Source organism: Pseudobutyrivibrio sp., from assembly GCF_017471675.1.
Lineage (GTDB): Bacteria > Bacillota > Clostridia > Lachnospirales > Lachnospiraceae > Pseudobutyrivibrio.
This window is the reverse complement of record NZ_JAFUSK010000049.1, coordinates 1-13,087: the sequence shown is the minus strand read 5'-3', so window position 1 is coordinate 13,087 and position 13,087 is coordinate 1. Positions and strand designations below refer to the sequence as shown.

Sequence of the window (13,087 nt, the reverse complement as noted above, 5' to 3'; positions counted from 1 at the left end):
AAAAGGGGATAATGTATGAGAGGATTTACAAAAATAATATCGCTTGTGGCAGCATCTACCCTGGTTTTTTGCTCCTGCGGCAGTATGAAAGCCACGGCAGATAAGCCAAGTGTCAAGGATAATGAAGGCATAGAAATAGGCTTGTGCTTCGATTCATTTGTAATTGAACGCTGGGAAAAGGACAGAGATGTGTTTGTGGACACAGCCTCAGGCCTTGGAGCTACAGTGAATGTTCAAAATGCCAACGGTGATGTGGATAAGCAGATAGAGCAGATAGAGTATCTGGTGGATAAAGGTGTAGATTGCCTGGTTATTATCCCTGTAGATGGAAATGTGCTAGGTGATGCAGTAGCACTTGCCAAGGAAAATAATATTCCAGTTGTTTCCTATGATAGATTGATACCAAATGCCAACACTGATCTTTACATATCCTTTGATAACAATATGGTAGGCCAGATGCTAGGGGAAGCCTTAGTAGAGAATGGCGCCACAAAGGTAGTAAAGATTTGCGGTCCACATACAGATAATAATGTGTCCCTTGTAAGCGATGGCTTTGATTCTGTAGTAGGAGAAAATGGGGTAGAGATAATTGATACCTATTACTGTGACGGCTGGAAGGCTGAGCTTGGTGGCGCCTATGTATACGACAACATGGACACAATAAGGCAGGCAGATGCAATCATGTGTGGAAATGATGATGTGGCAACATCTGTTATCAGAGCCCTTGCAGTAAGTCAGCTGGCTGGAGCCATCCCTGTAGTAGGCCAGGATGCGGATTTACCAGCATGCCAGCACATAGTGGAGGGCACCCAGCTAATGACTGTGTACAAGCCTGTAGGTGAGCTTGCCAAACAGGCAGCAGAGCTTTCATATAAGCTTGCCACCGGGGATTCACTATCAGTGGATACCACCATAAGTGACGGCTCCTTTGATGTGCCATATGTCACCATAGATCCAGTGGCAGTTAATAAAGAAAATATCGATGATGTGATTATTGCCGGGGGATTTCATTCACATGAGGATGTGTATATGAATGTGGAATGATCCCTTAGCCTTCCCCTAAATTAGGGGCGAAAGAGGTCCAGTGGACCTCTGCTTTGAGCCGACCGGAGCAGAGCGGAGAAGAAGGTGCCCCGCAGGGGCGGATGAGGGTATTAGTAAAAAATTGTGATTGTAAAACAGGACTAGCACAAAAAAGTGCTAGTCCTATTTTTGTGTCCTAAAAAAGTATGACAAAAATGTGAAGAAAGTAGCAACCATTTTTAGACCTCTTAATGGTACATTATCTTTAGTATCAAACACACCTAAACGAAAGGGAGGTTTTTCAGAAATGAAGAAAAAGTTATTAAGTGTACTATTAACAGGTGCTCTTGCAGCTTCAATGTTTGTAGGCTGCGGCACAAGCACAGAGACAACAGACACAGGAGCTGCTACAGGTGGGGACACAGCTACTGAGTCTACAGACACAGGAAGTGGTGCAGCAGGTGGAACAAAGGTTGGCGTTGCAATGCCTACTAAGGATCTCCAGAGATGGAATCAGGATGGCGCTAACATGCAGAAGGAGCTTGAGGCAGCTGGCTACACAGTAGACCTTCAGTATGCTTCAAATGATGTGCAGACACAGATTTCTCAGATTGAGAACATGATTAACTCAGGATGCAACGTACTTGTAGTTGCAGCTATCGAGGCTTCATCACTTGGTGAGGCAATGGATATGGCTTCTGAGGCTGGTATCCCTGTTATTGCTTATGACCGTTTGATTATGAACACAGACGCTGTTTCATACTACGCTACATTCGATAACTACAAGGTTGGTACAGTTCAGGGCGAGTACATTGAGAAGGAATTAAAACTCAAGGATACAACTGAAAAGTTCACAATGGAAATCACAGCTGGTGACCCAGGCGACAACAATGCAGGTTTCTTCTATCAGGGTGCTATGGATGTTCTTCAGCCATACATCGACAATGGAACAATCACAGTTAAGTCTGGTCAGACAGAGTTCTCTGATGTTGCTACAGCACAGTGGGCTACAGAGACAGCACAGTCACGTATGGAGAATATCCTTTCTTCTTACTATGCTGATGGAACAGACCTTGACATCTGCCTCTGCTCAAACGATTCTACAGCACTTGGTGTTGAGAACGCTCTTGCAGCTAACTACAATGGCGAGTATCCAATCGTAACAGGTCAGGATTGCGATATTGAAAATACAAAGAACATGATCGCTGGAAAGCAGTCTATGTCAGTATTCAAGGATACACGTACACTTGCTTCACAGGTTGTTAAGATGGTAGGTCAGATTCTTAACGGTGAAGAAGTAGATGTTAACGATACAGAGACATACAACAATGGTAATGCTGTAATTCCTTCATACCTTTGCGACCCTGTATTCGCAGATGCTAGCAACTACAAAGAATTACTTATCGATTCTGGTTACTACACAGAGGATCAGTTAAAGTAATAATAAAGATTTAAGTGGGGCGAGCAATGCTCGCCCTATTTTAAAGAAGAGAATAGCTTGAAGATGCTAAACAAAGTATTAAGTTATAAGGAGGGAGACTTAAGTGGGAAATATATTACTTGAGATGAAAAACATCACCAAAGAGTTCCCTGGAGTAAAGGCCCTTGATAACGTTAATCTTAAGGTAGAGCAAGGTGAGATTCATGCCCTTGTAGGTGAGAATGGTGCGGGAAAATCTACTCTTATGAACGTTTTAAGTGGTATTTATCCATACGGCTCTTACACAGGAGACATCGTATACAATGGTGAGGTTTGTCAGTTCCAGAAAATAAAGGATTCCGAGGAAAAAGGAATCGTAATCATACATCAGGAGCTTGCACTTATTCCTTACATGTCCATTGGTGAGAATATGTTCCTTGGCAATGAGCAGGGAAGAAAATCGGCAATCGATTGGGATAAAACATACGCTGAGGCTGATAAGTTCCTAAAAATGGTTGGCTTAACAGAAAGTAGCCGTACTCTTATAAAGGATATCGGTGTTGGTAAACAGCAGCTGGTAGAAATCGCAAAGGCTCTTGCAAAACATGCAAAGCTTCTTATTCTTGATGAGCCTACATCATCTCTTAACGAGACTGATTCAAAGGCACTTCTCGATTTGCTACTTAAGTTTAAGCAGGAGGGTATGACGTCTATTATCATCTCTCACAAGCTAAATGAAGTATCTTATGTAGCAGACCATATTACAGTTATCCGTGATGGTTCTACAATCGAAACACTTGATAAAACCGTTGATGATATCTCTGAAGATAGAATCATTAAGGGCATGGTTGGTCGTGAAATGACAGACCGATTCCCAAAGAGAGAAAATGTGAAAATCGGTGATATCGCAATGGAGGTTAAGGACTGGACAGTATATCATCCACAGTTTTCTGAAAGAAAGGTGGTTGATGGTGTATCAATGAACGTTCGCAAGGGCGAGGTTGTTGGTATCGCAGGTCTCATGGGTGCAGGACGTACCGAGCTTGCAATGAGTATCTTTGGTAAGGCTTATGGAACTAACATTTCAGGCCAGCTTATCCTTAACGGCAAAGAGGTTAAGCTTAAGAATATTAAGGATGCTATCAAGCACAAGATTGCATACGTTACAGAGGATAGAAAGGGCAACGGACTTGTTCTTACAAATCCTATTAAGATTAATACAACACTTGCTAATCTTTCAGAGATTTGCAGCAAGCATGTAATTGACCAGGATAAGGAATATCAGGTTGCTGAGGAATACAGGGATAAGCTTAAAACAAAGTGTCCTACAGTTGAACAGAATGTTGGTAATCTTTCAGGTGGTAACCAGCAGAAGGTTCTTCTTGCTAAGTGGATGTTTGCAAATCCTGATGTGCTTATTCTTGATGAGCCAACGAGAGGTATTGATGTTGGTGCTAAATACGAGATTTATTGCATCATCAATGACCTGGTTGCAGCAGGAAAATCAGTAATTATGATTTCCTCAGAGCTTCCAGAGGTTCTTGGCATGTCAGACCGTATATACGTTATGAATGAAGGCAAGATGGTAGGTGAGATGGCAGGTGAGGAAGCCTCTCAGGAAAGCATCATGTCATGCATCTTAAAATCATAGAAGGGAGAGAAAACATGGTTTCATTCAATTTATCAGAAGTCATCAAAAAATACACCATGGTTATCGCCCTGGTGGTCATCATTGGAATATTCTATGTGGGAACAAATGGAACAATTCTTTTGCCACAGAATATTAACAACCTGCTTTCACAGAATGCATACGTATTCATTCTTGCAACTGGTATGCTGCTTTGTATCTTAACAGGTGGTAACATCGATCTTTCCGTTGGTTCGGTAGTGTGCTTCATCGGTGGTATCGGCGCTGTTATGATGAGCAAGGGAATGAATGTATGGTTTACAGTACTTGTAATGCTTCTTGTTGGTGTGGCAGTTGGTGCATGGCAGGCCTTTTGGGTAGCTTATGTAAATGTCCCACCATTTATTGCAACACTTGCAGGTATGTACGCATTCAGAGGTTTATCAAATGTAGTACTTAATGGTTATGCAGTTTCTATCACAAACCCAACATATCTTAATGTTTTCGGTGGTGGTGCTGATTGCTACATTCCAGATTTCTTCCATGGAAATGGGCTCAATATTACATGTATGCTAGCAGGAATCATCGGAGTTGCTATATTTGTAATAGGTTCCTTAAGAAACAGAATTGCAGCATCAAGAAAAGGATATGCAACAACATCAGCTGTAGGATTTTATCTTAAGCTTGTACTTATATCAGCAGTAATCCTTTTTGTTACATACAAGCTCGCAGGCTACAAGGGTATTCCTACATCACTTATCTGGATTATCATCGTAGTTCTTGCATACCATTACTTCACCACAAAAACTACAATGGGTCGTTACCTGTATGCAGTAGGTGGAAATGAGAAGGCTACACAGCTTTCAGGTATCAACACAAAGAAAGTTTACTTCTTTGCATATACGAATATGGGATTCTTAACAGCTATCGCTGGTATCCTTACTGTAGCAAGAGCTGCAAGTGCTCAGCCTACTTATGGTATGTTCTATGAAATGGATGCAATCGGTGCCTGCTTCATTGGTGGCGCAAGTGCATACGGCGGAACAGGTTCTGTATTCGGAGCAATCATCGGTGCCCTTCTGATGGGTGTTATCAACCAGGGTATGTCAATCATGGGTGTAGACGCCAACTACCAAAAGGTAGTAAAGGGACTTGTACTTCTTGTAGCAGTTATCTTTGACGTAGTATCAAAGAGAGAAAAGAAGTAGGAAGGGAGGATCATAAAAGTGAAAGACAAAATTTTAAAAATATTCAAAGAAAACACAATGCTCATTGTACTGGTCCTTGTTGTCCTCTTCTTCAATGTGATGACAAATGGTACAATGCTTCTTCCAAGCCAGTTTAACGCACTTATCACACAAAACGCTTATGTATACGTTCTTGCAACAGGTATGCTGATGTGTATGCTTACTGGTGGTAACATCGATTTGTCCTGCGGTTCATTCGTTTGCTTTGTAGGTGTTATCGGTGCTAAGGTAATGGTAACAAATGGAGCTTCTACTCCTGTAGGTATTCTTGTAATGCTTCTTATTGGTGTTATCTACGGTTGCCTACTTGGATTTGTAATTGCTTACATCAATATTCCACCATGGATTGCAACACTTGCAGGTTTCCTTGCACTTCGTGGATGGGGCGTAGCTTTAATGCATGGCGCATCTAACATCAGCCCACTTCCAAAGGAGTTCTGTGCAATGTTCACAGGCAAGATGAATGACCTTTTTGGTGGCCCAAGAATTAATGGTGTTCAGTACAATATGACAAGTATTGTAATCGGTCTTATTGCTTCAGTTATTGTTGTACTTCTTCTTTTTAGAAGCCGTGCAACAAAGCTTAAGAAGGGATATGTTGCCGACAGCCTAGTTACAGTTATTGTTAAATGCGTTCTTATCGATTTTGTAATTATGTTATTTGCATATAAGTTCTCACTTGCAGGTGGTGTTCCTTATGCACTTATCTGGGTGGCAGTAATCGTTCTTATCTACAGCTTTATCACATCTAAGACAGATGTAGGACGTTACTTCTACACAATCGGCGGTAACGCAGAGGCAACTCGTCTTTCAGGTATCGACACAAAGAAAATCATGTTCCTTGCATACCTTAACATGGCAGTGCTTACAGTTATATCTGCATTCCTTACAATGTCACGTTTCTCAGCTGCAAACTCTACAGCTGGTACAAACTACGAGATGGATGCAATTTCAGCCTGCGTAGTTGGTGGTGTTAGTGCTTATGGCGGTAGCGGTACTGTATTTGGAATGATTGTCGGTGCTACACTTATCGGTGTAATCAACCTTGGTATGTCCCTCATGGGCATCGATGCCAACTGGCAGAAGGTTGTAAAGGGAGTCGTACTTCTTGGCGCTGTAGTTTTTGAGATTTTGAATAATAGAAAGAATGCTATTAAATAGAAGGTTTAATATCTTCATCATATTCTCTTAGATTTGCCCGCGGTATTTATTATCGCGGGCTTTTAGTTTTTATTTATAAGTGATAGTATATAGAATATGGAGCTAATAAAAGGATTAATTCAAAGAAAAATGGTTATATTACTTGCAGCAGTAGTGCTGGTGTTTTTTGTACTTTTTAACTCTGGTTTTTTCGGAGGAAATGATGAGCGAATCAGGGTATCCTGTGTGGGAGACAGCCTGACATACGGAAGTGGAGTGATTAAAACCAGGGAGGTGGATTCCTACCCTGCCAAACTTCAAAAAAAGCTTGGTACATCACATCTTGTATCCAACTTTGGTTTGAGAAATGCCACCGCATCGGCTGATGGAGATTTGCCATACATCGATTCAGCCCAGTACAAAAAATCACTGGAATCAGAGCCAAATATCGTTCTTCTCATGCTTGGCACCAACGATTCCAAGACGTACAATTGGAATGCTAAATCTTACGAAGAGGGCATTAAAAGCCTGGTTCAAACTTATAAGAATCTGGACACTAACCCTACAGTATATCTAATGATTTCACCATATTGCTTTTCGTTAGACGGTTCTGATATTGCAGAATATCAGGTTCAGCCTAAGGTAGTGGCCGGTAAGATTAGAGATATTGTGGAAAAGGTAGCGGCAGAAGAGGGGGTAGAGGTAATCGATTTATATTCCGTTACTGTAGGCAAAGAAGAACGCTACCGTGATGGAATCCATTTCGACGCCGAAGGCTACAAGATTATCGCTGATTATATCTATGATATTATAAAATAATTGTTACTATTCACGGACATGTTTTCTTATAGAATGTGGATTTAGCTAAGGGGGAGCGTAGTGCACTCTAGGGACTTGCTGTTCTTATATGAAGTGAGCCCGCTAGAAGCGTAAATCCGTCGCCCTAGACTATTGCATCATTGGAGAAGAATTGCTGATTTTCTTAATGCCACAAATGAGCATACGTCACGTGTCCTTTCACGGCTTTGACTATTCGAAGCAACTGTATGTCTATCGCATACACTTGTTATGTTTAAATAATAGCAGTGACAGCAATATTAGTATTAATTGCATTCATATTACATTCGCCAAGTAGAATTAAAAGCAGTTTTTGGATGTTTTTCGTACCGGCTTCAAGCTCAGTCCGTTTCGCTATCAGCCTTGGGCTGCCGTCCGTGGCAGCCCATACGAAAACATTTAAAAACTACTTTAAGATTCTACTAGGCTCATTCCAAAATCATGCAATTAATACTAATATTGCTGCCACTGCTATTTCTTTAGGTTGAGTGTGTATGCGATATACATACAGTTGCGACAGAATTGTCAAACCTTGAAAGAACACGTGTAATAAAAGATGCGAGTTGTGGCATTTAGAAAATCAGTAATTCTTCGATTGTGCAATAGTCTAGGGCGACGGATTTATGCTTCTAGCGGGCTCATTCTGTTGATTCATTAACAAGTCCCCAGAGTGCACTATGCTCCCCCTTAGCTAAATCCACATGTATAAAATTTTAGAATGTCCGTGAATAGTAACAAATAAATGGTTATTAATATTATTTATCATTAAACCTGTTGACATATTTTGTCTGCAGGTTTATATTTTAATCAAACATATGAACAAATGCTCATATATAAAATTAAAAAAATAACCCATTGGGGACGGAGGAAATCACTATGAAGAAAACTTACAAGATTGATGTTGATTGTGCAAACTATGCTAACAAAATGGAGCAGGCAGCTAAGAATACTGCTGGTGTAGCTGATGCCACAGTTAATTTCATGGCACTTAAGATGAACGTGGAGTTTGAGGAAGGCGCTGATGTTAAGGCTGTTATGGCAGAGGTTCTTGCTAATTGTAAGAAGGTTGAGGACGACTGCGAAATCTTTATCTAAGTTCTGTTTATTGGCTCGCCTGTTACACAGACAATCCTAAAAAAATACACTCGACTAATGTCTCGGTTAATTTCTTTTAGAATTGTCTGCTACAGGCTATCTATGCACAGCGAAAATAGCTTGTAGTTGACAAGGAAAATATTTCTTAAGCGAAACTTTCTATGTTGAGCGTAGAAATATTTTTCTTGTTAACGTAACAAGCGAGAGACCAACTAGGAGACTAACTAGGAGACCAATTATGAATAAGAAACAAAAGAAGGTTTTATACAGAATAATTGCAGCAGCGCTTATGATGATTGTGTTGTTGCTGTTACCACTTGAGGAAAAAAGTATACTCAGGTTTATATTGTTTTTACTTCCCTATTTTACAATAGGCTATGACATCTTGCGAAAAGCCTTTAAGGGGATTATGAATAAGCAGGTGTTTGATGAAAATTTCCTTATGGCTGTGGCAACAGTAGGTGCTATGGCACTTGGAGAGTACACCGAGGGTGTGGCAGTTATGCTGTTCTATCAGATTGGTGAGCTTTTCCAGTCATACGCGGTGGGAAAGAGCCGCAGGAACATCTCTGCTCTTATGGATATAAGACCTGATTTTGCTAATGTGATGATTGATGGCGTGGTTACAAAGGTTGATCCAGACGAGGTGGAGGTTGGCAGCGAGATAATCGTTCAACCAGGAGAAAAGATTCCAATTGATGGCGTGGTTGTAGATGGCACATCTACCCTTGATACAGCAGCCTTAACAGGTGAAAGTGTACCTAGAAGCGTAAAGCCTTCTGACGAGGTAATATCAGGCTGTATCAATATGTCTGGCGTAATCAAGGTTAAGACTACCAAGGAATTTGGTGAGTCTACTGCATCTAAGATTCTTGATTTGGTGGAGAATGCTTCATCTAAGAAATCGAAGCCGGAGAACTTTATTTCAAAGTTTGCAAGAATATACACTCCAGTTGTGTGCTATGCCGCAGTTGGTCTGGCTTTACTTCCACCTGTAGTCAGCCTGATTATAGGGCTAGAACCAAGATGGGGACAGTGGGTATACAGAGCTCTTACTTTCCTTGTAATCAGCTGCCCATGTGCTCTTGTAATCAGCATCCCTCTTACATTCTTTGCAGGAATCGGTGGAGCTAGTAAGGAAGGTGTGCTCGTAAAGGGCTCTAACTATCTTGATATGCTTTCAAAGGCTAAGATTGCTGTCATGGATAAGACAGGTACTCTTACCAAGGGTGTATTTAAGGTTACAGAAATTGTTCCAGTAGGTATTACCAAGGAAGAGCTTCTAGAGAAGACAGCAATGGCTGAGGTCTACTCTAATCATCCTATATCAAAGAGCCTTAAGGAAGCCTATGGTAAGCCAATTAACACCAGCCGCGTGTCTGATGTAGAGGAGATATCTGGTCATGGCATAAAGGCTATTGTAGGAGATACTACAGTAAATGTAGGTAATGAAAAGCTCATGGCAAATGTAGGTGTAGAGCCTGCCACGGTGGTTGCCGCAGGAACTGTTATTCATGTTGCATTTGATGACAAATATGTAGGCTATATCCTGATATCAGATGAGCTTAAACCAACATCAAAGTCTGCCATAAAAGCCATGAAGCAGGCTGGAATAAGAGCAACAGTAATGCTTACAGGTGACAGTGACAAGGTAGCTGGAATCGTTGCTAATGATTTAGGCTTAGATAAGGTATATTCACAGCTTCTTCCAGCTGACAAGGTTACAAAGGTGGAGGAGCTTCTTGCTGACAAAAATGAAAATGAACAGCTTATATTTGTAGGGGATGGAATCAACGACGCCCCTGTATTATCAAGGGCCGATATAGGTATTGCCATGGGAGCATTAGGCTCTGATGCAGCCATAGAAGCAGCTGATGTTGTCCTTATGGACGACGACCCAATGAAGATTGCCAAGGCCATAAATATCGCTAAGAAATGCATGCGCATAGTATACGAAAACATCTATTTTGCAATAGGCATCAAGGTAGCTTGCCTAATCTTAGGTGCAATAGGTATTGCTAATATGTGGCTTGCAATCTTTGCAGACGTAGGCGTTATGGTACTTGCCGTATTAAACGCAATCCGCGCCCTACGTGTGCATAACGTGTAAAATAGACACAGCTGTATAGCTAGGACAAGGGTGTTTACTCAACCATGGCAGGCGCGAGCAAGAGGTTGCTAAAGGTCCAGTGGACCTTTGTTTAGCAACGACCGAAGTGGAACGGAGACCCCCATTCAGTTAAGGAGGGACCCTTTAGGGAGGTTACCTTGACTGAAATGGGAGATGGCTTGCGGGAGCACGGAACACTTGGATAACACCCATGCGATGCTAGATGGCGTAATAAGCAATGATTAAGAAGAGTAAAGATAGCTTGTAGTAAACAATAATAAATTTTCTGAAGGAGACATCAGTAGACGAAAGAATATTTATTATTGTTTGCGTAACAAGCGAGATATACTCAGGAGGTAGACATGGAAAAACATGCTCAGTGTTGCGATGAGCAATGTGTACATACAGAATTGGTAAACAAAGTACTTGATGAGCTTCCAGATGAGGATGCATTGTATGATCTTGCGGAGCTTTTCAAAGTCTTTGGGGATAGCACAAGAGTAAGAATATTATTTGCGTTATTTGAATCTGAGCTTTGCGTATGCGACCTTTCTGAAGCTCTTGATATGACTCAATCTGCCATATCACATCAGCTTCAGATTCTTCGTACTAATAAGCTGGTAAAAAGCCGCCGTGAAGGCAAGCAGATATACTATAGCCTTGCAGATGAACATGTAGTAACAATCATTGCCCAGGGATTAAATCATATATTGGAATAGCTTCAGATTAGCTGTTATCGAAACAATTTCTCATTAAATAAAAATTTGTGAAAAAAGTGTTGACATCGAACTTTTGGTAGAGTATTATAACCACAGTTAGCAAGAGCTAACCTAGAAAGAGGACGATAACATGTGCGAAGAAGTATTTGAGATGATCTGCTCCATGGACAGGCGAAAAATAGAGTTGCAGCTGGTGTTGCAGTGTGCACCTACAATCGCGGGACTTAAGACATCCAATCTTCTCATTGTTCCTAAAGACTTAGAGGATAAAGTCAGAATGGTCTTAAGACACTCCGGGCTGTTGGGGTACCGCCTGGTGTATGACAAGAAACGGGTAATCTTTTTAGTCTTTAACAGGGACATGCTTATGAGTTATCTTTCAAAGGATGAGGTTAGAGATTTTCTTGTTAAATATGGATATAGGACAGATGCTTTTGGCTATTGTCTAAGACATTTTCAAAAGCGCTATGATGCCTATGTTCATTGTAGAAAGGATTTCCCTCACGAAATGGGTGTGTTCTTAGGATACCCACTTGGTGATGTGGAAGGCTTTATCAAAAATGGGGGAGATAATTTCTTGTTGTCCGGCTACTGGAAAGTATATTCTGATGTGGCTGAGGCACAGGGGTTATTTGAAAAGTTTGATGTTGTAAAGGATGACATGGTTCGCATGGTATCAAAAGGATACTCGATTAAAAGTATAGTTTCGTACTATGCAACAGGCGCTACAGATGTAGCAGTTTGATTTTTATTTAAGGAGAGTAAAATCATGAGTAAAGTTAATGTTGTATTTTGGTCACAGTCAGGAAATACAGAGAGTATGGCAAATGCAGTCGGCGCTGGTGTAACAGAGGCTGGCGGCGAGGCTAACGTAGTTTATGTTGGCGATGCTTCTATAGATGAGCTTAAATCTGCTAAGGCTTTTGCTTTAGGATGCCCTGCAATGGGTGCAGAGGTGCTCGAAGAAGGTGAAATGGAGCCATTTGTTGCAGATTTAGAGGGCTTTGTTTCAGGTAAGACTATCGGTCTTTTCGGTTCTTACGGCTGGGGAGATGGACAGTGGATGCGCGATTGGGTTGATCGTATGACAGCTGCAGGCGCAACAGTAGTAAATGGTGAGGGCGTTATTTGCCAGGATGCTCCAGATGGAGCAGCAGAGGCAGAGTGCAAAGAATTAGGTAAAGCTCTTGCTGCAATTTAATTGTTATTGTTAAATTTGCTTATTTCCTTTCCCTGAGTTTCTAACCGGGTTTCTTGGGGAAGTTATTAGACTCCTTTTACAGCCTCCAGGTATGCCAGTGCCTGGAGGAATTTTTAGTATATTTAAGTGTGTATTATATAGCTGTGAGCCCTGTTGAATTGGGCATATAGTGATTTGTTAGAATGTCAGATATTTCATGTTAAATTCTAACAATTAAATTTCAAAAAAGTTGTTGACATTAAGCCGGTTCTAATATATACTTCTTTTTGTTCGCGGGACAGATACGAAACGCAGGACAGCACTTAGCGGGGTGTGGCTCAGTTTGGCTAGAGCACCTGGTTTGGGACCAGGGGGTCGCAGGTTCGAATCCTGTCACCCCGACTTAGAAATAAATAATTAATATGCGGGTGTGGTTCAATGGTAGAACATCAGCCTTCCAAGCTGAATACGTGGGTTCGATTCCCATCACCCGCTTTTTATTTGCCAAGTTGTTGAATATGTGTCAGTAGCTCAGCTGGATAGAGCAACGGCCTTCTAAGCCGTGGGTCGGGGGTTCGAATCCCTTCTGGCACATGTATTTTATGGTGGGTGTGGCACAGCTGGTTAGCGCGTCGGATTGTGGTTCCGAAGGTCGAGGGTTCGAACCCCTCTACCCACCCTGTTGCGAT

The 13,087-nt window shown here is 41.5% G+C and carries 11 protein-coding genes and 4 tRNA genes; all 15 read left to right on the top strand.

What is annotated here, in order from left to right:
* Window positions 1–15: 15 nt before the first annotated feature.
* The 15 genes from IJ535_RS08345 (at window position 16) to IJ535_RS08275 (ending at window position 13,077) form a co-directional block, all read left to right on the top strand.
* Complete coding sequence (locus IJ535_RS08345) at window positions 16–1,044, top strand: sugar ABC transporter substrate-binding protein (RefSeq protein WP_294301215.1); 1,029 nt, start codon at window positions 16–18, stop codon at window positions 1,042–1,044.
* Between the two features lie 286 nt (window positions 1,045–1,330).
* Window positions 1,331–2,464 (top strand): multiple monosaccharide ABC transporter substrate-binding protein, encoded by a 1,134-nt coding sequence (gene chvE / locus IJ535_RS08340; protein ID WP_294301213.1) that lies wholly within the window; start codon window positions 1,331–1,333, stop codon window positions 2,462–2,464.
* A gap of 103 nt (window positions 2,465–2,567) precedes the next feature.
* On the top strand, window positions 2,568–4,094 hold the full coding sequence (mmsA, locus tag IJ535_RS08335; protein ID WP_294301209.1) for a multiple monosaccharide ABC transporter ATP-binding protein: 1,527 nt from the start codon (window positions 2,568–2,570) through the stop codon (window positions 4,092–4,094).
* Window positions 4,095–4,108: 14 nt separating this feature from the next.
* Window positions 4,109–5,278, top strand: a complete 1,170-nt coding sequence (gene mmsB / locus IJ535_RS08330; RefSeq protein WP_294301206.1) for a multiple monosaccharide ABC transporter permease — start codon at window positions 4,109–4,111, stop codon at window positions 5,276–5,278.
* 12 nt (window positions 5,279–5,290) lie between these two features.
* Complete coding sequence (locus IJ535_RS08325; protein WP_294301268.1) at window positions 5,291–6,478, top strand: ABC transporter permease subunit; 1,188 nt, start codon at window positions 5,291–5,293, stop codon at window positions 6,476–6,478.
* A 96-nt stretch (window positions 6,479–6,574) separates the two neighbouring features.
* On the top strand, window positions 6,575–7,276 hold the full coding sequence (locus tag IJ535_RS08320) for a GDSL-type esterase/lipase family protein (RefSeq protein ID WP_294301203.1): 702 nt from the start codon (window positions 6,575–6,577) through the stop codon (window positions 7,274–7,276).
* Between the two features lie 894 nt (window positions 7,277–8,170).
* Window positions 8,171–8,389: a cation transporter gene (locus tag IJ535_RS08315; RefSeq protein ID WP_294301201.1), complete on the top strand. Its 219-nt coding sequence runs from the start codon at window positions 8,171–8,173 to the stop codon at window positions 8,387–8,389.
* 238 nt (window positions 8,390–8,627) lie between these two features.
* A complete protein-coding gene (locus IJ535_RS08310; RefSeq protein ID WP_294301198.1) occupies window positions 8,628–10,499 on the top strand; it encodes a heavy metal translocating P-type ATPase in 1,872 nt (623 codons plus the stop codon).
* A 362-nt stretch (window positions 10,500–10,861) separates the two neighbouring features.
* Window positions 10,862–11,218 (top strand): ArsR/SmtB family transcription factor, encoded by a 357-nt coding sequence (locus IJ535_RS08305; protein ID WP_294301195.1) that lies wholly within the window; start codon window positions 10,862–10,864, stop codon window positions 11,216–11,218.
* Between the two features lie 130 nt (window positions 11,219–11,348).
* Window positions 11,349–11,963 (top strand): DUF3793 family protein, encoded by a 615-nt coding sequence (locus IJ535_RS08300; protein ID WP_294301192.1) that lies wholly within the window; start codon window positions 11,349–11,351, stop codon window positions 11,961–11,963.
* A gap of 24 nt (window positions 11,964–11,987) precedes the next feature.
* Window positions 11,988–12,419, top strand: coding sequence for a flavodoxin (locus tag IJ535_RS08295; RefSeq protein WP_294301189.1), 432 nt, complete (start codon window positions 11,988–11,990; stop codon window positions 12,417–12,419).
* A 306-nt stretch (window positions 12,420–12,725) separates the two neighbouring features.
* Window positions 12,726–12,800, top strand: a tRNA-Pro gene (locus tag IJ535_RS08290).
* A gap of 22 nt (window positions 12,801–12,822) precedes the next feature.
* Window positions 12,823–12,893, top strand: a tRNA-Gly gene (locus IJ535_RS08285).
* 25 nt (window positions 12,894–12,918) lie between these two features.
* Window positions 12,919–12,992: transfer RNA gene (locus IJ535_RS08280), tRNA-Arg, on the top strand.
* An 11-nt stretch (window positions 12,993–13,003) separates the two neighbouring features.
* Window positions 13,004–13,077, top strand: a tRNA-His gene (locus IJ535_RS08275).
* Window positions 13,078–13,087 lie beyond the last annotated feature (10 nt).